This window comes from Bacteroidales bacterium (genome assembly GCA_014860575.1).
In the GTDB taxonomy this organism is placed as follows: domain Bacteria; phylum Bacteroidota; class Bacteroidia; order Bacteroidales; family JAAYJT01; genus JAAYJT01.
On record JACZJK010000065.1, the window covers coordinates 28,292 to 49,481 of the forward strand.

General features: G+C 44.0%; 20 protein-coding genes. 3 read left to right on the forward strand and 17 right to left on the reverse strand.

What is annotated here, in order from left to right:
- Window positions 1-107: 107 nt before the first annotated feature.
- From nuoE to IH597_16955, 13 genes are all read right to left on the reverse strand, one after another.
- Window positions 108-590, reverse strand: a complete 483-nt coding sequence (gene nuoE, locus IH597_16895; GenBank protein ID MBE0664136.1) for an NADH-quinone oxidoreductase subunit NuoE — start codon at window positions 588-590, stop codon at window positions 108-110.
- Window positions 591-700: 110 nt separating this feature from the next.
- Window positions 701-2,476, reverse strand: a complete 1,776-nt coding sequence (locus tag IH597_16900) for an iron hydrogenase small subunit (protein MBE0664137.1) — start codon at window positions 2,474-2,476, stop codon at window positions 701-703.
- 15 nt (window positions 2,477-2,491) lie between these two features.
- Window positions 2,492-4,285: an NADH-quinone oxidoreductase subunit NuoF gene (locus IH597_16905; protein ID MBE0664138.1), complete on the reverse strand. Its 1,794-nt coding sequence runs from the start codon at window positions 4,283-4,285 to the stop codon at window positions 2,492-2,494.
- Window positions 4,286-4,303: 18 nt separating this feature from the next.
- Window positions 4,304-4,699 carry a (2Fe-2S) ferredoxin domain-containing protein gene (locus tag IH597_16910; GenBank protein MBE0664139.1) on the reverse strand — a complete coding sequence of 132 codons (396 nt, stop codon included), beginning with the start codon at window positions 4,697-4,699 and terminating at the stop codon, window positions 4,304-4,306.
- Window positions 4,700-4,834: 135 nt separating this feature from the next.
- Complete coding sequence (locus IH597_16915; GenBank protein MBE0664140.1) at window positions 4,835-5,383, reverse strand: ATP-binding protein; 549 nt, start codon at window positions 5,381-5,383, stop codon at window positions 4,835-4,837.
- Entirely contained in the window at window positions 5,380-6,120 is a 741-nt protein-coding gene (locus tag IH597_16920) for a PHP domain-containing protein (GenBank protein ID MBE0664141.1), read from the reverse strand. The genes IH597_16915 and IH597_16920 overlap by 4 nt, the downstream gene beginning before the upstream one ends.
- Complete coding sequence (locus IH597_16925) at window positions 6,120-6,464, reverse strand: serine kinase (GenBank protein ID MBE0664142.1); 345 nt, start codon at window positions 6,462-6,464, stop codon at window positions 6,120-6,122. The genes IH597_16920 and IH597_16925 overlap by 1 nt, the downstream gene beginning before the upstream one ends.
- 97 nt (window positions 6,465-6,561) lie before the next feature.
- Window positions 6,562-7,920 carry a 4Fe-4S binding protein gene (locus IH597_16930; protein ID MBE0664143.1) on the reverse strand — a complete coding sequence of 453 codons (1,359 nt, stop codon included), beginning with the start codon at window positions 7,918-7,920 and terminating at the stop codon, window positions 6,562-6,564.
- 1 nt (window position 7,921) lies between these two features.
- Complete coding sequence (locus IH597_16935) at window positions 7,922-8,347, reverse strand: ATP-binding protein (protein MBE0664144.1); 426 nt, start codon at window positions 8,345-8,347, stop codon at window positions 7,922-7,924.
- 30 nt (window positions 8,348-8,377) lie between these two features.
- Window positions 8,378-8,722: a hypothetical protein gene (locus IH597_16940; GenBank protein MBE0664145.1), complete on the reverse strand. Its 345-nt coding sequence runs from the start codon at window positions 8,720-8,722 to the stop codon at window positions 8,378-8,380.
- Window positions 8,723-9,011: 289 nt separating this feature from the next.
- Window positions 9,012-10,805 carry an iron hydrogenase small subunit gene (locus tag IH597_16945; protein ID MBE0664146.1) on the reverse strand — a complete coding sequence of 598 codons (1,794 nt, stop codon included), beginning with the start codon at window positions 10,803-10,805 and terminating at the stop codon, window positions 9,012-9,014.
- Between the two features lie 23 nt (window positions 10,806-10,828).
- Window positions 10,829-11,995 (reverse strand): NADH-quinone oxidoreductase subunit E, encoded by a 1,167-nt coding sequence (locus IH597_16950; GenBank protein MBE0664147.1) that lies wholly within the window; start codon window positions 11,993-11,995, stop codon window positions 10,829-10,831.
- Between the two features lie 36 nt (window positions 11,996-12,031).
- The gene (locus IH597_16955; GenBank protein ID MBE0664148.1) at window positions 12,032-12,499 is read right to left on the reverse strand and encodes an NAD(P)H-dependent oxidoreductase subunit E; all 468 of its coding nucleotides are present in this window, start codon (window positions 12,497-12,499) and stop codon (window positions 12,032-12,034) included.
- A 291-nt stretch (window positions 12,500-12,790) separates the two neighbouring features.
- On the opposite strand from IH597_16955, the gene truA reads away from it, so the two are divergent.
- Window positions 12,791-13,549: a tRNA pseudouridine(38-40) synthase TruA gene (truA, locus tag IH597_16960; protein MBE0664149.1), complete on the forward strand. Its 759-nt coding sequence runs from the start codon at window positions 12,791-12,793 to the stop codon at window positions 13,547-13,549.
- Window positions 13,550-13,746: 197 nt separating this feature from the next.
- Here the strand turns inward: truA and IH597_16965 are convergent, their stop codons facing one another.
- The 4 genes from IH597_16965 to IH597_16980 all read right to left on the reverse strand — a co-directional run bounded on the left by IH597_16965 (window position 13,747) and on the right by IH597_16980 (window position 18,843).
- Window positions 13,747-15,480: a phospho-sugar mutase gene (locus IH597_16965; GenBank protein MBE0664150.1), complete on the reverse strand. Its 1,734-nt coding sequence runs from the start codon at window positions 15,478-15,480 to the stop codon at window positions 13,747-13,749.
- A gap of 99 nt (window positions 15,481-15,579) precedes the next feature.
- The gene (gene rfbD / locus IH597_16970; GenBank protein ID MBE0664151.1) at window positions 15,580-16,446 is read right to left on the reverse strand and encodes a dTDP-4-dehydrorhamnose reductase; all 867 of its coding nucleotides are present in this window, start codon (window positions 16,444-16,446) and stop codon (window positions 15,580-15,582) included.
- A 122-nt stretch (window positions 16,447-16,568) separates the two neighbouring features.
- Window positions 16,569-17,510 (reverse strand): SDR family oxidoreductase, encoded by a 942-nt coding sequence (locus tag IH597_16975; protein ID MBE0664152.1) that lies wholly within the window; start codon window positions 17,508-17,510, stop codon window positions 16,569-16,571.
- A 4-nt stretch (window positions 17,511-17,514) separates the two neighbouring features.
- Complete coding sequence (locus IH597_16980; protein ID MBE0664153.1) at window positions 17,515-18,843, reverse strand: UDP-glucose/GDP-mannose dehydrogenase family protein; 1,329 nt, start codon at window positions 18,841-18,843, stop codon at window positions 17,515-17,517.
- A gap of 456 nt (window positions 18,844-19,299) precedes the next feature.
- Here IH597_16980 and IH597_16985 point away from each other — a divergent pair, with 456 nt between their 5' ends.
- Together IH597_16985 and IH597_16990 are read left to right on the forward strand one after the other, a co-directional pair.
- Window positions 19,300-19,485, forward strand: coding sequence for an SEC-C domain-containing protein (locus IH597_16985; protein MBE0664154.1), 186 nt, complete (start codon window positions 19,300-19,302; stop codon window positions 19,483-19,485).
- Window positions 19,486-19,864: 379 nt separating this feature from the next.
- Window positions 19,865-21,070: a site-specific integrase gene (locus tag IH597_16990; GenBank protein ID MBE0664155.1), complete on the forward strand. Its 1,206-nt coding sequence runs from the start codon at window positions 19,865-19,867 to the stop codon at window positions 21,068-21,070.
- Window positions 21,071-21,190 lie beyond the last annotated feature (120 nt).

Genomic DNA, 21,190 nt, shown 5'->3' on the forward strand with positions numbered 1-21,190 from the left:
TGCAAACCAACCAACTTACGGAGTATTATCTACTGATTGTTATAATCTTGAAATCAGCTATTCACTGTTGTAGGTAGACTGCCACTGCCACTGCCTCCTGCCACTTTCTACTCGTATTCTTTCAAAATATCCTTCACCCCTTCCGGTGAAACGCGGCCATAGGTTTTTTCTCCTATGAGCACTACAGGTGCGAGGCCGCAGGCACCAACGCAACGCAGACAACTGAGCGAGAACTTGCCATCGGGTGAGGTTTCACCCACTTTGATGTTGAGCCTTTTCTTGAACTCATCCAATACTTTTTCGGCGCCACGCACATAGCAAGCGGTACCGGTGCAGATAGAAATCGGATGTTTGCCCTTTGGGGTCATGGTGAAGAAAGAGTAGAAGGTGACCACTCCATAAACCTTAGCCACTGAAACATTTAATTCGCGTGCGACTACCTCCTGGACCTCGGCTGGCAAATAACCAAAAATACCCTGGGCCTTATGTAGCACGTTGATGAGTTCGCCGGCTTCATTATTGAAATCACGGCAAACCTGTGTTAGTTGCTCAACGTCTTTTTCTTTGAGTTTAACTTTTATTGAAGTCATGTCTTTTGTTTGATAATTATAATTTGATCATTTATCTATAATTCCCGATTGACGATTTCCGATTTCGGATTTCCTTGGAATTTGGAATTTGGGACTTGAGACTTGGGTCTTTACTCCTCGATCTCAATCGGTTTCTTACTCTTATCAAAATAAATCGTGTGCAGCAGGTGATGCGATTTTTCGCCGAGCGGTTTGCCAAGAAACTCTTCATACAACTTAATGATGGATGGGTTCTCATGCGATTTACGTATGGGCTTATCACTGTCTTCCTGGTAAATGGCTTTCTGCCTTGCTTTCAGTATGGATGAATCACCGTGGTGCAGGGGCTGGCCTCCGCCACCGATACAACCTCCCGGGCAGGCCATGATTTCAATGGCATGGTACTGACTCTTGCCTGCTCTGATGTCTTCAAGCAGTTTGCGTGCGTTGCCCAATCCGTGTGCAATCCCAATGTTGAGTTCTAAACCATCAAAATCAACCTTAGCTGAACGGATACCTTCCATGCCGCGCAATTGTTTAAAATCAACTTTTTTGAGCTTCTTGCCTGTTTGCAGTTCATAAGCGCTGCGGGTGGCAGCTTCAATAACACCGCCAGTGGTTCCGAAAATAACGGCGGCGCCAGTGGATTCTCCCATTGGTGTGTCAAATTCTTCATCTGGCAGTTTGTTGAAGTTGATGTTGGCGCGTTTTATCAAATTGGCCAGCTCGCGGGTCGAAAGGGCATAATCCACATCGGGATTTCCGTTTACGCTGAATTCATCGCGGGTGCATTCGTATTTCTTAGCCACGCAGGGCATGATAGAAACCACGACCAGGTTTTCGCGCTTCACGTTAATTTTCTCAGCAAAGTAGGTCTTGGCTATAGCACCAAACATTTGTTGAGGTGAGCGTGCCGTTGACGGAATATCAATCATATCAGGGAAATGGTGTTCAAAAAAGTTCACCCAACCCGGGCAGCAAGACGTCAGCATTGGAAGTTTCACTTCTTTGTCGCCGTTCAGATATTTTGTGAGTCGATCCAATAGTTCCGCGCCTTCTTCCATGATGGTGAGGTCGGCGGCAAAATCGGTGTCAAAAACATAGTCAAAACCAAGACGGCGCAATGAAGCTACCATTTTCCCGGTTACCAGCGTGCCAGGTTCCATTCCAAATTCTTCGCCCAAGGCTGCGCGAACTGCCGGAGCGGTTTGCACGATGACGGTCTTTGTAGGGTCGGCAAGATGGTGAATAACCTGGTTGGTGTGATCCACTTCGGTTAAAGCAGCGGTGGGACATACGGCTACACATTGTCCGCAATAAGTGCATTCGCTGTGGTCGAGGTTGCGTTCGAAAGCCGGTGCTACAACCGACATAAATCCACGGTTAATGGCCGAGAGCACACCTACAGTTTGCACTTCGTTGCACATGGTTTCGCAGCGGCGACACATGATACATTTATCCACATCGCGAATAATTGCAGGCGAAGTATCTTCCTTATACGTGCTTTGTTCACCTTTGTAAGGGATTTCGCGGATACCCATTTTGATAGCCATGTGCTGCAGATCGCAGGTGCCTGACTTCGCACAAACAAGGCATTCAAATGGGTGATCGGATAAAATCAACTCCATTACGGTTTTGCGGGCATTCAGCACCCTGATATTGTGGGTTTGCACTTCCATGTCTTCCGCACATTCGGTGGCGCAGGCAGGAGCCAGGTTGCGGCGGCCTTTCACATCCACCACGCAAATACGGCAACCTCCGGGTTTGTGTTCAATATTCATGTCGCCGAGGTGCATGTAGCAAAGAGTCGGAATTTCAATATCAATCTGCTTAGCAGCTTTCAGGATTGTGGTTCCTTTTTCGACCTCAACAATTGTATTATCTATATTCAGTTTTATTTTTTCCATTTTACTTCCTCCGGTTTAAATCACGCGTATGGCGTCAAACTTACATTTCTCCTCACAAGCGCCGCATTTTATACACAGGCTCTGATCAATAAAGTGAACCTTTTTGCGTTCGCCACTGATACAGTTTACTGGACAGTTACGGGCGCAGGCGGTGCATCCGACACAGTTTTCAGGAACCACCTCGTAACGAAGCAAGGCCTTACACTGGCTGGCGTGACATTTATGATCCTGTACGTGGGCAAGGTATTCTTCCCAGAAATTATCCATGGTTGAGAGCACCGGGTTCGGAGAGGTTTGACCCAAACCGCAGAGTGAGGTATCTTTAATGACAACACTGAGGTTGCGTAATTTTTGAAGATCATCCATTGTTCCCTTACCCTGGGTAATGGTTTCAAGCATTTCATACAAACGCTTATTACCGATCCGGCAAGGCGAACACTTTCCGCAGCTTTCTTCCACGGTAAATTCGAGATAGAACTTGGCCATCGCAACCATACAGTCGTCTTCGTCCATGACAATCATACCGCCCGATCCCATCATTGATCCGTTGGCAATCAGGTTGTCAAAATCAATGGGCGTGTCAAGATGTTTCTCAGTTAAACAGCCACCCGACGGGCCACCTGTTTGAACCGCTTTGAATTTCTTGCCGTTCTTTATGCCTCCGCCAATTTCAAAAATCACTTCACGCAAGGTAGTTCCCATAGGAACTTCAATCAAACCAACGTTGTTGATTTTTCCTGCGAGTGCGAAAACCTTGGTTCCTTTTGATTTCTCGGTTCCTATGCTAGCATACCATTTTGCGCCTTTGTTGAAAATGGCAGGAATATTGGCAAAAGTTTCAACGTTGTTTACATTGGTGGGCTTGCCAAGGTAGCCATGTTCGGATGGGAAAGGCGGTTTAAAGGTAGGTTCGCCACGATGGCCTTCCATTGAATGGATAAGCGCTGTTTCTTCACCGCAAACGAATGCTCCTGCACCATAACGGATTTCCAGATCAAAGTCAAAACCGGTTCCCAAAATATCCTTGCCTAACAGGCCATATTCACGTGCCTGGTTGATGGCGATTTTCAAGCGTTCGATGGCCAGTGGATATTCAGCGCGAATATATACCAGGCCTTTGGTTGCACCGATGCAGTAACCACAAATGGCCATGGCTTCTAGTACGCTGTGAGGGTCGCCTTCCAGGATGGAACGGTCCATGAATGCTCCGGGGTCGCCTTCATCGGCATTGCAGACAACATATTTCTGGTGGGCTTGCACCTTGTTGGTGATTTGCCATTTGAGGCCGGTTGGGAAACCGCCACCGCCGCGTCCACGCAAGCCTGAGTCCATGATTTCCTGTATTGCCTGTTCCGGCGTCATTTCACTGAGTACTTTGCCGAGGGCTTCGTAACCTTCGCGACCAATGTACTCGTCAATGTTTTCGGGGTTGATGAAACCGCAATTGCGTAAAGCAATACGCAATTGTTTCTGGTAAAAACCCATGTGCTTTGAATCGCTGATATGCTCTTTCTTTACGGGGTCGGTATAAAGCAAGCGCTCAACCTTACGGCCCTTAAGTGCATGCTCGGCAACGATTTCGCCGGCATCTTCGGGTTTTACTTCTGTGTAGAAAGTATTATCGGGGATGATCTTTACAATAGGCCCTTTTTCGCAGAACCCAAAGCAGCCGGTGCCAATTACCTGTACTTCGTCGGCCAGGTCCCTGCTTGCAACTTCCTTTTTAAGGTTGCTGAGCAGCAGATCACTCTGTGAAGCATGGCAGCCGGTTCCTGCGCAAACGAGCATGTGCATTTTGTATTTTGCCATTCTTTTTTCCTCCGCTTGTTATTCGTCAATGGTTTGATAGTTTACGGGAATGATACCCTCGAGCAGTTCACCGTTTTTTATATATTTTTCAATGATTTCGTCGGCTTTGTTCAGATCAACAAAACCGAATACAATGGGGTCTTTACCCGGAACCTTAACTTCCAGGGTAGGCTCGGCATAACAGTAGCCCATGCAGCCGGTTTGTGTGACCACGGCGTCAATGTTGCGTTTCTCAAACGAGTCAATCATAAACTCCATAACATCTTTGGCGCCGGATGCGATGCCGCAGGTGGCCATGGCTACCTTTACCTGTACTCTTTCGTCGGGGCTGTCGCTCCTTTCCCTGAGCGTGATTTTTAACCGTACTTCATCTCTCATTTTTTTGAGATCGGCCAGTGATTTGATTTTAGACATATTTTTTCTCTTTTGTGTTTATTGTGATGCTGTGTTGCTGTGATGCTGTTATACTGTGATGCTGTAGTTGACTGGTTAATTAGTTAATTTGTTGTTTGGTATTTCGGTTTTGAATTTTAATTTTAAATTTTGAATTTATTTAAGGGCTTTTATTTCTTCAAGATTTTCGTTGAGCATCTCTTTTAAAAATTTTCTTACTTCCGGTTCATCAATTGAAACCCCTTCAAGTTCGGCTTTGATCTCGCGAGTGTCAAATACATACCCTCCTGTTTTTGAGCGGTGAAGGTATGAAAAATCGAGATCAGGATTGGCTGTGACAAGCAGAATTATTACTCCTGAAATGTCACCCCAGGGAGGCAGGTCAATATGATCGGCAGCAAACATCGCCTTTACTTCTGTGCCTTTTCCCGGTTCGGACTGAATTGATAAACTGCCACCAGTTTGTTCTGCATTTTGCTTTAGAAGCGGCAGTCCCAAACCTACTTTTCTGGTTGTACGCGAAGTCACATACGCATCGGTTACATTTGCCAGCATTTCTGCCGGAATGCCTTTGCCATTGTCCCTGATATTAATCTCAATTAAATCTCCAGAAACGTTCTCATTGATATTTATTTCAATGAGTTTGGCTCCGGCAGTAATTGAGTTCTGCACAATATCGAGAATATGTAAGGCCAGGTCTTTCATTGTATTTTCACGTAACGTCCTTTTTCGTTGACCAATGCCATCTTTATTTCGCTGAAGGTTGGCGCTTCGAGCCACATTTGGCTATAGGCCCTGCCAATGTCACTGATGTAATGGGCATCGGAGCTTTTCAGGAAAGTGAAGCGCTGATTCAATCCTTGTTGCCTGTCGAAATCTTCCGGGTTTGTAAGCCTTGAAATTTCCAGTGCATCGGCTTTCAGATCCGGCGGTATAAATCCGAGTTGGCTCAGAATGCTGTAGTAGGGTCTGTCAACGTGAGCCGGAATAAAAATGCCACCCAGTTCATGAACCATTTGTTCAACCTTGTTGATACCGGCATGCAAACCAGTCAGCAACAGTTTTTCCACTTCTTCTACGATGTTTTCCTCTTCGTCAATCACCACCTGGTATCCAAAACGATGCACTTCGTTCATTACCGGAGGCAATTGTCTTTCAAGAAATTGTTGAAATAATGCCAGTGTATCATCTGTTTCAAAGAACGCCAGGCAGTGCACCTCTTCTTTTGTGGTGACCTCAGCGCCACACAAAACCGTTATCCCTTCTTTTTCTGCCAGTTTTCGTGTGAGCCGGCAATGTTTGGTGCTGTTATGATCGGTGATGCCTATGATATCAAGTTGGTTCACTTTTGCTTTTGCTACTATGTTTGCCGGGCTCATTTCCAGGTCGCCACAAGGGGAGAGCAAGGTGTGAATATGCAGATCAGCCCGGAAGGTTCTCATTATCCGTTTATTAGTTCATGCAATCTTCCTGCGATCTCAAAAGCTGGGGCCTTGGTTCCAAGAATTGGAATATTCCCGATTTCACTCTGTGCAGCGGTATCAGCATCGGGTTTGAACCCATTGATAAGCACCACTGCAGCCAAATCGCGTAAAGAAGCAATGGCCATAACATTTTTATGTGTTTGCAGTGTGATCCAGATTTGTCCTTCCTTTGAATTTCCCATCACATCACTGAGCAGGTCGCAAACATAACCACCTGTTATAATTCGATCCAAACCCTTCTCGCCACTCAGAACCTCGAGGTTGAGGGCTTCGATAATTTCGTTTACTTTAAATGCTTTCATTTTATTTTGTTATTGGAACGCTGATGACGCTGATTGAAATGATTTGCACTGATTTTATTCGTGATAATCCGTATAATCCGTTTTATCCGCATTCTATTTATTTCAAATCCTTATCCAATTTCTTTTCTCCCCAAATCTCTTTCATAACATCAATTGATTCTTGCTGAGTAAATGTTCCTTTTTGCTCAAGGATGCGCTGTATGAAGATGCATCGGCTTACTTCAGCTTCTTCACGCACAATATCTTCGGCCAGCGACTGGCATGTTGGCGAACCGCAGATTCCACAATCCACATAAGGAAGTATCTCCATCAACTCGTTCACCTTTTTCATTTTTTCCAAAGCGCCTTTGATGTTTTCATCAAGTTTAAGCATGGAGCGGGGCTCAATTTTCTCAATTTTTAGATGATCAACCAGGTAATCGTTGAAATCACGGATTTCCATACCAACCTCTGTCTTATCAGGTTTTCTATTGGCAGATTTTGCCCTGTTTCTGAGTCTTTCGGCTGTGAAGAACCGATTGGTACTGGTGAGTATACCGCCCGCGCAACTCTCATCGCAGGACCTGAGTTCAAGGAAATCAATGTTGCTGACTTCTTCGTTTTCCAGTTCTTCCAAAAATTCAATCACGTTATTGATCCCGTCAATTGCCAGGCTACGCCCCGGCATATTTGATGATTCACCAGTAGTAAGGCTCCAAAGAATTGCCTGGGGACTTAAATATGAGTCAGAAGGAACAAAGCAGCTTGGTGATTTGGATTGCTTAATGGTGGTCAACACTTTGTTGAACGCAAAGTCCATATTAATCACACCATTGATGACAGATTTAACTTCGCCTACGGGGCTTTTAATCGCTGCTATTTTTGCTGCACAGGGTGTGATGTAAAATAACCCTATCTCGTCCTCATTTACGCCTTGTTTCTTAAGTAGTTCCTGATAGTAAAGACCCGCGATGTCCAACGGTGGCTTCATCGGGATAATATGGTTCACCAATGAGGGGAATTTTACTTGGATCAAACGAACAATAGCAGGACAGAATGCAGAGATTAATGGACGGATATCCGGATTCTTACTTACGTAATTTTCCATGGCGTGCTTGAGTATCTCAGCACCGGTTTCGGCTTCGCACACATGTGTGAAACCAAGTTCCATCAATACACTGTAGATTTGCCGTGGGTTAATCTCTTCTGATAGTTGACCCAATAAAACTCCTGGTACGAGCGCTACCCTGTATTTGTAGTTGAAAATAAAATCGAAGTCATCCTGTTCAACTTTGATGGCATCAACCGGGCACACACGATAACATTCACCACAATCAATGCAACGGTTCGGCATAAGTTCCGCTTTACCGTTGTGCACGCGAATGGCTTGTGTAGGGCAGACTTTCATACAATGTGAACATCCTACACAAGTTTCCTTGCAAAACGTAAGTGCATGATGGAATCCGTTGCTTTTCATTTCAATTTGTTTCAGACGATAAAGCGATGGTAATCTTTACATTTGTTCCTTTGCCTACTTCACTATTGATCTCCAGTTTGTCTGCGTTATTCTTGATGTTTGGAAGTCCCATGCCAGCTCCAAATCCCATTTCTCTGACTTCGGACGATGCTGTTGAAAATCCTTGTTGCATTGCCTTTTCGATATCGGGAATACCTGGTCCTTCGTCATTGCACTGGAGAACTATTTTATCATTGTCAATTGTGGCGCTAATCTTACCCTTGCGTGCATGTGCAACTATGTTAACTTCGGCTTCATACGATGAGACCACAATTCTTTTAATTGTTTGTGCATTTACATTGAGTTTCTTAAGCACTTTCTTGATCTCGCTGGATGCATATCCGGCTCTCGAGAAATTGCCACCTTCGACTTCAAAGTGCATATGCATTGGTTCCATAATAAGCACACAAAAATGTAATCAATAAACCGGTTGGATCCCCGCGGCATATAGCATGCCGCTAGTTTTGAACACTGAATACCTGCATTCCACCAGAGCCATTTCATTTTCCGTTGCAAGTTCAATCATTTCATCGCTTACTCTTTTCCCTCTCGCGAAAACAATACAATGAATATCTGACATCTCCGCTGTGCGAATAGTTTGCACATTTGCCAGCCCGGTAATCAGCAACAGGGAGTCTTTCTTAGTAGTTAATACATCACTCATCAGATCGGATGAGAAAGCATATGCTGTTTCTTTATCAGCATACTGTTCTCCACAAACAATCTTTGCATTTAGTACTGATGCTATTTCCCGGATTTTCATTTAGTTAATTGTTTTCGTTCAACCGGCTTATTGATTACTAACCAAACCAATAATCACGATGCAAAAGTAGTGATATAAAACATGCTGACCAAATATTATTGTGAAAATATTCACAATGTTAATAAAATAACACAAATGTGTTTAATTGTTTTTCAATTAGCAATTTACGATCCAAATAATACTAGCTTTTACTTGCTTATGATAGCACGAAAACCCATTTTTGACAGCTTAATTTAAATGAAAAAGCCGTCTCAGAGTCGAGACGGCTTCTAATTTAGATTTCCAAGATTTAGTAGCGCTTTCTAGGTTTGTAATGTGTGTGCAATAAATCGTGAGCCTTGTGGCTGTTAGCTTCACCAAGAAATTCTTTATACAAGCCATTGACTTCAGGGTTTTCATGCGATTTACGCAGCACCATGGCTTCATCTTCAGAGTAAATGGCTTCGGCACGTTTTTTCCTGATCTCTGGTGTAGTTGGAATTGGTTGGCCACCACCACCAAGGCATCCACCCGGACAGCCCATAATCTCAATAAAGTGATAGTTAGATTCACCTGCATGAACTTTTTCCATCAGGATTTTAGCGTTCGCAAGGCCGTGAGCTACCGCAACATTCAGATCAACACCTTCGAGGAAACTCCATTCGGGTTTCACATTCTTGATTTTTATGCTGGCTTCTTTTACTCCTTCCATTCCACGCACCGGATTAATATTCAGGTTCGTGAATGGAACTTCACGGCCGGTAACAATCTCGTATGCTGTGCGAAGGGCAGCTTCCATAACTCCACCTGTTGCACCGAAAATCACGGCAGCACCGGTTGATTCGCCTAATACGCTGTCGTAGTGTTCATCTTCGAGTTTTTCAAAATCAATGCCTGCTTGTTTTATCATCATAGCAAGCTCGCGGGTGGTAAGAACGAAATCCACATCCTGATAACCACTGTCGCGCATTTCGGGACGGCCGGCTTCAAATTTCTTGGCGGTGCAGGGCATAATGGAAACAACGATCATGTCCTGTGCTTTGATATTAATTTTATCGGCATAGTAAGTTTTTGCAAGAGCACCAAACATTTGCTGTGGTGATTTGCAAGAGGACAGGTTGCCAAGCAATCCGGGGAACATGTGTTCCTGGAATTTGATCCAACCTGGTGAACATGATGTCATCATTGGTAATACAACTTTTTCGTCTTTGTCAACCAAAGCCCGTTTAAGGCGGGTAAGTAACTCGGTGCCTTCTTCAATGATGGTAAGGTCGGCGGTGAAATCTGTATCAAGTACTTTGTTGAACCCGATTTTCTTCAAAGCTGATACTAGTTTGCCTGTAACGCGCAGACCAGGATCAAAACCTAAATCTTCGGCCAAAGCAACACGAACGGCTGGTGCGGTTTCTACTACAACGAATTTATTGGGGTTGTAAATGGCATCCCAAACTTCTTCGATATAGTTGCGTTCGGTTAGGGCGCCGGTTGGGCAACGGTTGATACACTGACCACAGTTTGTACAAACCACATCATGCATTGGTTTTCCCATGAAAGTGGAAATCTTCTGATGATCACCTTTGTTTATAACAGCCAGTGCGCTTACAGCCTGAAGATCGGTACATGTGCGAACACAACGCTGGCAGCGAACACATTTACTATCATCCTTAACGATTGAAGGTGAACTGATATCCTGGATTTTATCCTTAGGTTTCACCAGATCGAGGAAAACATGATCGCCCACCCGGTATTCACTGGAGAGGTCCTGAAGCTCGCAATGCCCATTCTTGAAACATTTGGTACAATCGGCATTGTGTTCTGACAATAATAATTCGATGATGTGCTTGCGAGAGGTTCTTACCTTTTCGCTGTTTGTGAATACTTCCATTCCTTCTGAGACCGGGGTAGCGCAAGCAGCAGCAAGCAGCCTTCCACCTTTCACTTCAACCACACAAACGCGGCAATTGCCAGCAACATTAAGATCGGGGTGATCGCATAATGTTGGGATACGGAAATTGATTTGCCTTGCAGCCTGAAGTATGGTGGTACCCTCCTCAACAGAGACTGGTGTATTGTTAATTTTAAGATTTACCAGATATTTACTCATTGTTTTAATCTTTAAAGGTTTGACTAGTAAATAATTTCTTCCCTGAAATTGTCAATGATTGAGTTGAAGGGATTGCCAACTGACTGTCCGAGCCCGCATTTGGCTGCGATGCGCATGGTAGCGGTAAGTTTTTTAAGCTCATCAAGATATGCTGGTGGTTTCTCGCCTCTCTTCACCGCTTCTATTCCTTTCAGAAGCTGTTGACATCCAACACGACAGGGTGTGCATTGTCCGCAGGATTCTTCAGTGAAGAATTCAAGATAATCGTGAAGCACGTTGTACATTGATCGCGAACTGTTGAATATCATCATTGAACCTCCGGTAGGTATGCCTTCAAACCCAATAATCGTGTCGCCGAATTTTTTTCTTGGAACACAACTGCCGGACGCGCCTCCAACCTGAACTGCCTTGGCATCACCATCAGCAAATTCATCAACAAACTGACTGAGCGGCATGCCTAATTCCAATTCATAGATGCCTGGAATTGGCGTGTCCCCTGAAACTGAAAACACTTTTGACCCACGTGAATCCTTAGTTCCAAGTTCCTTGAACCTGTTGACGCCAAGTCTGGTGATCATAGCTACATAAACCAGGGTTTCAACATTGTTAATAACGGTTGGCTTTTTGTTGTAGCCGGCAACTGTTGGGTAGGGGGGTTTGTTTCGAGGTTCGCCACGATGACCTTCCATTGATTCAAACAATGCACTTTCTTCTCCGCAAACATAGGCGCCGCTTCCTGACCGGATTCCGATCACAAAGTCAAGATTGCGCTCTTTCAATTGTTTATTGAATGTTTCGAGTTTATTCAGCAGGTTTTTAACGAGGAAGTTGTATTCGCCCCTCAGGTAGATATATCCTTCACGTGCCCCGATGACGTAACCGCATATTGCCATTCCCACAAATACTTTTTCAGGAACCCTGTCGAGTATTTCACGATCCTTAAAAGTGCCAGGCTCGCCTTCATCGGCATTGCAGATCACGTATTTAATATCGCTGTCTTCATTTTTTGTGAATTTCCATTTGAGGCCTGTGAGGAAGCCCGCGCCACCACGTCCCTTTAGTCCGGAGTCAATCAGATCGAGGACAATGTCATCAGCAGGGCGTGCCAATGCTTTGTCCAGTACATCAAGTGCGTTATAGTCATCACCTATCTCAAAAATGATATCAACTTTTTTAATTGGCTTGTCCATGTTAGAATAGTTTTAATGTTTTTATTCTCTTTGTTATTAGTGATGTTTAGCGTATTCTTCGATGATCTCTATAGCTTTCTGAGGCGTTAACTCTGGATAGATCTCATCATTAACAAGCATCACGGGGCCTTTATGGCACCAGCCAAGACAGTTGGCTGTTAATAAGGTGAACCTTTTGTCATGGGTGGTTTCCCCAACTTTGATTTTGAGCATGTTTTCGAGTGCAAGTAATACTTCGTCTTTACCTTTCATGTGGCAAGTAATTGTTTTGCACACTCTGATGATGTTTTTTCCACGTGGTACTGTATCAAGGAAGGTGTAAAAAGACGCTGTACCGTAAACATCGGCAGCAGCCAGATCCAATTCCCTTGCTACAGCGATCATGGCGTCTTCTGACAGGAACCTCTCTTCCTGAACAACACCCTGTAAGACAGCCATGAGACTGTTGCGGGTCTTGCCATGCTGCTTTACCAGCTCTTTAACTAAAAGTTCAGTGTTTGACATTTATCCTCCGTAGTTTATTAAGTTGTTGTAAAATATAGCATTATATAGATGTACTGTTATCCCACTAACAATGATTTGCAAAAATAACCATTCTGTTTGTTATAAAATTAACAATACAGTCTCTTTTTCGCTGTAATAGCTTAATTTATAATTGATCTAAATATCAGTAGGTGTTTAAGTTGCTAGATACTTGTTGCTTGTTACTTTTTGCTTATGCCTGAAGATAGAATAATGTGTTCACCGGCAAGTATAAAATGAAAATCCTTACTTTCGCTTCTTGAAACTTAGATAATGCCCCGCTATTTCATTTACCTGGCTTATGACGGAACAGCTTATCATGGCTGGCAAATTCAGCCAAATGGCATCACTGTACAACAAGTTTTGAATGATGCGCTTTCAACTGTATTGAGGAAACCAATAATGGCGCACAGTGCGGGACGCACAGATACGGGAGTACATGCCCGGCAGTTTTATGCACATATTGATGTGGGACAGCGTATTTCCTCTGAGGAATGCGAACAACTTGTTTTCAGTCTAAATGGGATACTTCCGAAAGACATCGCCGTTTACGAAGTGTTCCAGGTTAATCCAGATATGCACGCGCGGTTCAGCGCAATTTCAAGAACCTACGAATATATTATCAGCCGGAGTAAAGATCCGTTTCTTGTGAACCGTGCCTGGTTCAACACCCGGCAACTGGATATTGACCTGATGAACCAGGGAGCTGCCATCCTACTCGAATACAATGATTTTGCCTGCTTCTCGAAGTCAAATACTCAGGTAAAAACCTATATCTGCAGCATCATGCATGCAAGATGGGAACAACACGAACAGCTTCTGACATTTAAAATTACCGCCGATCGCTTCCTTCGAAACATGGTTCGTGCAATTGTAGGTACATTAACAGAGTTAGGCCGTGGAAAAATATCATTAAACGATTTGCGACGAATTATCGAAACTGGCGACAGAAAATTAGCCGGGTTTTCGGTTCCCGCCGAAGGGCTTTTTCTCACAGAGATAAAATACCCTGAAAATATGAGAATTACATGACCCAGGAAACAAGACACAAGAGCCAAGAATGAAGACACAAGAGCCAAGAAACAAGAAACATGAAACAAGCAACATGTAACCAGGAGCTGAAACGCCGAACCCGGAACTTTGAACTTGGAACTTTGAACCCCTGCTCGAATGAACATTCGTTCAGGCAGGGTAACCCGAAACGCCGAACATCAAACGCCGCACACGAACTAGATCTCCATATCTTTTATAATACGGTTGATGCGTTCTTCCATCAGATTATCAGTGGCATCAAAGCTTTGGCGATTAGAGAGTTCGCCCCTGATTCCGAAATAGAACTTGATTTTTGGTTCAGTACCTGAAGGCCTGATGGCAATTTTGCTGCCATCGGCCAGGAAAAACTGCAAAACGTTAGATGCCGGCAAATCAATTGGGCTGGTGATTCCTGTTGCGAGGTTCATTTCCAGTTGTTTCTGATAATCCTTGATTATTTCGAGCCTGGTGCCGGCTATTTCCTGTGGTGGAATACGCCTGAAGTTATCCATCATGGCCGCTATAGCCTCAGCGCCGGCTTTTCCTTTTTTTGTTACTGATAAAAGTTTCTCTTTGTAGAAACCAAATTCAATATAAATATCAAGCAGCACATCAAAAAACGACTTACCCTGATCTGCAGCCCATGCTGCTGCCTCTGCCAGCATACAGCATGAAACCACTGCATCTTTATCGCGCACAAAATCACCAACAAGATAACCATAGCTTTCTTCGCCGCCTCCGATAAACTTCATTTTCCCTTCGAGTTCCCTGATAATTTCAGCGATGTATTTGAAGCCGGTAAGCACATCGAAACTCTCAACTTTGTATTTCTGTGCGATCCTTGAAAGCAATTCGCTGGTTACAATTGTTTTCACAATAAACTCATTGCCAGTGAGCCAGCCCTTTTCCTGCCATTTGTGTAGCAGATAATAGATCAGCACCGAAGCAGCCTGGTTACCGTTAAGCAGTATAAATTCCCCATGATTGTCTTTCACTGCGATCCCAACACGGTCGCCATCAGGATCAGTAGCCATCACAATATCGGCATCTACTTCCCTGGCTTTTTCAATGGCCATTGACAGCGCTTCGGGTTCTTCCGGATTCGGTGAAATGACGGTGGGGAAGTTTCCATCCGGGATATTTTGTGCATCCACACCATAAATGTTTTTAAAACCAAACTCCCTCAGGCAAATCGGCACCAGATGTACCGCGGTTCCATGGATCGGGGTAAAAACGATTTTGAAATTTTTTTGACGAGCAATGGCTTCTGGCGCGAGGGTCAAACCTTTTACTGCTTCTATGTAAGCTCTGTCAACTTCTTCGCCAACGCCGGATATAAGTTCAGGACGGCTGATGAAATTAACTTCGGCAGGCGAAGTGATTTTCTGCACTTCGCTGATAACGTTTTTATCATGAGGAGGAACCAGTTGGCCACCATCATTCCAATAAACTTTATATCCGTTGTATTCTTTGGGATTGTGCGAAGCCGTAACCATTACACCTGTGTGACAACCAAGGTGGCGGATGGTGAAGGAGAGGACAGGGGTAGGGTGAATTTCATTGAACAGATAAACCTGGATACCATTGGCTGAAAATACCTCGGCAGTGATTTTTGCAAAGTACGGACTATTGTTGCGCGAGTCGAAAGCGATGGCTGCTTTAAGGCTTTTGCCCGGAAATGATTTTATTACATAATTTGCCAGGCCTTGAGTGGCCATTCCCACCGTGTATTTGTTCATGCGGTTGGTTCCCACACCCATAATGCCCCGCAGTCCGCCAGTTCCAAACTCCAGGTGCCTGTAAAATGAGTCGGTAAGTTCTTCCTTATCATCATCAATGAGGCGCTGGACTTTGCCGCGGGTTTCTTCGTCAAATTGCTCACTAAGCCATGCCTGGGCTTTGGTAATGATTGCCGGATCGGTTGGTTTCATTTGATTTAAGGTTTGTTGGTGTAATCTTTATTCAAAATTCCAAATTCAATATTCTACATTCTAAACCCTATATTGCTATTTCGGTAAACGTACATTCAATCAAATTTGTTTTTGCATGAATTGAAGGCAGAGTGCAAGGCTGTCTTTCCACCACGGAATATGAATTTCAACATCTTTTTTGATCTTAGATTTATCAAGAACGCTATAGGGTGGTCTGGGGGCTGCTGTCGGGTAGTCTGCTGATCTGATCGGAACAATCTTACATTGTAAACCGCGTAACTCAATAATTGCATTGGCAAAATCATACCATGAGCAAACGCCTTCGTTGGAATAGTTATAAATGTGTTGACCTTCAATTTTTCTACTTTTCAACATATCCAATATGCACTTCGCCAGATCGGCAGCGTAGGTTGGCGTTCCAACCTGGTCGTAAACGATGTTGATAATCTCCTTTTCCCTTGCAAGCCTCAAAATGGTTTTAACGAAATTATGCCCATAAGCAGAATATAACCAAGAGGTTCGGATGATAATGGCACAAGAGGCGGAATTCAAAATTGCCGTTTCGCCTTCCAATTTCGATTTCCCGTACACTGATGACGGGTTAGGAGTATCCTGTTCGGTGTACGGTTCGAAATGCTGCCCATCAAAAATATAATCGGTGGAAAAATGCACCAGTGTGAAATGATGTTTTGCAGCAAGTTCTGTAAGTATTGCTGGCGCTTCTTTGTTGAGTTTAAAGGCAAGTTCAGGTTCGCTTTCGGCTTTGTCAACAGCCGTGTAGGCAGCACAATTAATAAGGAAATCAATGTTGTGCTTTTTGATGAATGATTCGCATGCGATTCGTTCGGTAATATCCAGCTCAGGCAGATCGGTGAAGATCATGTTGAAGTTGGGATAATGGATTGAAAGGTTTCTCAACTCATTTCCCAGCTGACCGTTGCTGCCTGTTACCAAGATGTTTTTCATGGTGACTGTTATTTCTTTTACCGCAAGGGCGCAAAGGCGCGAATAATTGGAGTTTAATATAGCTTTCTTATCGTCTTTGCGTCTTAGCGGTTAAAATTAAATTTTGAGAAAGCCTCACAGGATTACAAAGTTAGAGTTTCCCTGAAATACTGAATGGTTTTTACCAGACCTTCCTCTAAAGGGATTTTCGGTTCCCAGCCAAGTATTTCCCTTGCTTTGCTGATATCAGGTTGGCGTTGCATGGGATCGTCAGAAGGCAAGGGCATAAATACTACTTTCGATTTAGAACCAGTAAGCCTGATTATTTTTTCTGCGAGTTCAAGAATAGTAAACTCCCCGGGGTTGCCAATATTAATAGGTCCGGTAATTTCATCACCTGTGTTCATCATTTTGGTTAGACCTTCAATCATATCGTCCACATAGCAGAAACTGCGGGTCTGGGTTCCATCGCCGTACATGGTGATGTCTTTATTCTGAAGCGCTTGCACGATGAAGTTTGAAACAACACGCCCGTCGTTTGGATGCATCCGTGGCCCGAAGGTATTGAAAATCCGAACAATTTTAATTCTTACTTTATTCTGTTTGTGATAATTAACAAACAAAGTCTCCGCAGCCCTTTTGCCTTCATCGTAGCAGGCCCTTTCGCCAATCGGGTTCACATGGCCCCAGTATTCTTCAGTTTGCGGGTGGATTTCCGGATCGCCATACACCTCGCTTGTGGATGCCTGCAGCACTTTGGCTTTGATTCTTTTTGCAATTCCAAGCATGTTAATAGCGCCCATCACCGAGGTTTTCACCGTTTTAATCGGGTTGAACTGGTAATGGATTGGCGATGCCGGACAGGCCAGGTTGTAAATTTCGTCAACCTCCACATAGTAAGGCATTGTAACATCATGCCGGACCATCTCAAAAAACGGATGCTTCAACAAGTGCACTACATTTTGTTTCTGGCCGGTAAAATAGTTATCCAGGCACACTACATCATGCCCTTCGCTTAGCAGGCGTTCGCAAAGGTGCGAACCAAGAAATCCGGCGCCACCGGTAACCAGGATGCGTTTTTTCATTGTTTTATTTTTTATTGACCTTGCGCCCGATGCTGAAATAATCAATTCCGGCTTCCAGCATGTCGTTGGGGTCGTAGATATTACGCCCATCAAAAACCACAGGTGTTTTCAACAGTTTTTTTAGCACCTTCAGGTTCGGATACCGAAACTCAGTCCACTCTGTAACCATAAGCATTGCATCGGCATCAATTAAAGCATCGTAAGGATCTTTTGAATATTCGATCACATTGCCAATGCGGCGTTTTGCTTCCTCCATCGCCACAGGATCGTAGGCTTTTACCTTACAACCGGCTTTCAGCAACAGATCAATCAATACCAGCGCAGGGGCTTCGCGCATATCATCAGTTTGTGGTTTGAATGAAAGTCCCCACATTGCAATGGTCCGGCCTTTGAGTTCGCCATTAAAATACTTTTGCAATTTCTTAAACAACACAGTTTTCTGGTCGTCATTCACATCTTCAACAGCCTTGAGGATTCTCAGCGGGTGATGGTTGAGTTCGGCGGTTTTGATTAGAGCCTTCACATCCTTTGGGAAACAGGAGCCGCCATAACCTACACCGGCGTAAAGAAATTTATGGCCGATCCTGGAGTCGCTGCCAATTCCTTTGCGAACCATATTGATATCGGCGCCCACGATTTCACAAAGATTGGCAATGTCATTCATAAAACTGATGCGGGTAGCCAGCATCGAATTGGCGGCATATTTGGTCATTTCGGCCGAAGGCACATCCATAAAAAGTACAGGATGATTATTCAGCGTGAAGGGCTTGTAAAGTTTGGCCATGATTTCCCTTGCATGTTCCGATTCAACGCCCACAACAATGCGGTCGGGTTTCATGAAATCGTCAATGGCGGCGCCTTCTTTTAAAAATTCAGGGTTCGAAACTATATTGAAAGTGAGTTTTTCGCCACGCTTGTCCAATTCTTCCTGGATAGCATTCCTCACCTTGATCGCTGTACCAACGGGAACCGTACTCTTGGTTACAAGGATCAAATGCTTGTTCATTACGTTGCCGACGGTGCGGGCAACATCCAGCACGTATTGCAGATCGGCGCTGCCATCTTCGTCGGGTGGAGTTCCGACAGCGGAAAAAATCACCTCTGCATCATTTACACAACTTGTTAAATCAGTGGTAAAATGCAGACGGCCTTTTTCGATGTTACGGGCAAGCATTTCATCAAGGCCCGGTTCGTAAATTGGGGAGATGCCTTTTTTTAGCTTTTCAATTTTTTCCTTGTCAATGTCTACGCAGGTAACATCAATGCCAATTTCAGCGAAACAAGTTCCGGTAACCAATCCAACATAGCCGGATCCAACGACGGTTATTTTCATCTTCTTTTTATTGTGTTAAGGTGTTAGTGTATTCAGGTGTTTAAAATGTTTAGTGAGTTTAGGGTGTTTAGAGTGTTTAGGTGCTCATGCCTCTTCACCGCTCATTACTCACAATTCAACTCCCACGGCTTTCATGTTACATTTTATGCTGCAAACTTAGGATAAAAAAATGGGCGGGGCAAAAGTTGGGGAATCTTGTTAATGGTGCAGTCCGATGTAAGATATATTTTTAAGGATCTGATTTAAGAGGATAATCTGATTGATACTAATTTTATAGGCCTTGCCATCAGTGATACAATTGATTGCGGTTTGAAAGAACTCTTGCCTATCATAAGAGTTCTTTTTGACAAGAAACATGTTGCTATCGGCATCGTAGGCGATTGTGAGGCTGTAGAAAAGGCCTTTGATGAAACGTTAGCTTGCAGTCCTAAGAGAGATGATTTCACAATTTTTGAAATGTATGATGACATTCTAAGCTCCTGGGCGGGCTATCAGAACGATGACAATGATTTCGATGAAAGTGTTGATGATCAAGATGTATCCTATGATCAACCAACACAAGCCCGATTCTTGAAAATAGGCAGGAACGAACCATGCCCTTGTGGCAGCGGTAAAAAATATAAAAAGTGTTGCATGGTCTAGTTAGACTTTTACATTTGGCTTCAGCCAAACCTTATGGAAGTTATTTGTGACAGTATCTATAGAACATTAATGGTACCCGAATTGGTACCCTAATAGTTGAGATTTAATGAGAATTTTGGGTAGGGCAGGGGAATAAAAAAACGCTAACTACTTGATAGTTAGCGTTTATTGAAAGCGTTGTGCTTAAAGTTGTGATCCCGCTGGGATTCAACACCCCTCACTCTCTTGCACTCACTTACAATCAATACACTGATATACAGATTATTATAAATTACACCAAAGCATCACAATGCTCCAAAAAGCAACCAAAAGTAACATTTGTTGTACCTATTGTTGTACCTATCAATAATTGTTGTACCTTTACATAAATAACACTTCCATGGCGACCACAAAGATAATACTTAGAACCAAAAAAGCAAAATCTAACGGAGAAGTACCAATTTACCTCCGCATTATCAAAGACCGCAAGGCAAAATTCATTTCCCTGGGAGTTTCCATACTGCCCAAATACTGGAACGAAAGTGATAAGGTGGTCCGCAAATCGCACCCCAATTCCGTCTACTTGAACAGTTACCTGGCCAAGAAAATCGCCGATGCCCAATCCGTATCGCTGGATATGGAAACCAATTCCAAGTATGTCACTCCCAAAAGCATCAAGCAGGCCATCACCGGAAAGACAACCGAGCAATTTATCCCCTATGCCGATAGGTATGCTGCCGAGATTGAAAAGCAAGGCCGCATAGGCTCATATAACCGCGTCAAAGCCATAATCGCCAAGCTAAAGGAATACATTGGCAAGAAGGACTTCACCTTCGACGATCTCAATGTTTACTTCCTCAAAAACTACGAAACCTATCTACGTGACAAGTTGGGCAATTCTCCCAACACCATAAATGCAAACATGAAGATCATCCGCCGGATCATTAACGAAGCCATAAACGATGATCTATTGCCTTACGAGAAAAACCCCTTCCTCCGCTATAAGCTCAAGTGGCAGAACACCGAAAAAGCCTTTCTAACTGAAGATGAACTAAAAGCTCTCGAAGACCTCAACCTCGAAACCGGTTCCATGAAATATCACCACCGCAACATGTATGTTTTCGCTGCTTATGCCGGAGGTATGCGCATTTCCGATATTATCAAGCTCCGCTGGGAAAATTTCGACGGTGAACGCATCCTAATGGCCACTACCAAAACCAGTGCTGTAATCTCAATCAAACTGCCTACGAAAGCCCTTGAGATTATCAGCTTATATAAGACCCCATCACAGGCACCGGCTCATTACATTTTCCCCTTTCTCAGCAACGAAAAAAATTATTCCGAACCCAAAGTCCTCCACCAGGCCATCAGCAGCATCACCGCCTATACCAACACCGATTTGAAAGACCTGGCAAAAGACGCCGGCATAACCAAACACCTCCACTTCCACACCTCCCGCCACACCTGGGCAACCCGTGCCCTCCGCAAAGGCATGCGCATCGAGTACGTTTCAAAGCTCATGGGCCATGCTTCCATCAAAACCACCCAGGTATATGCCAAAATCGTAAACGAAGAACTTGATAAGGCAATGGATGTTTTTAACTGATCTCTGCCCGACCAAAATAAAAAAGCATATTACAAGCCTCACTGTAACCTTCTGAATCCCTAAACATTTAATCAATTTACCCATTAGTGAAGAGCGATTTTCCGAAATTTACGAAACAAC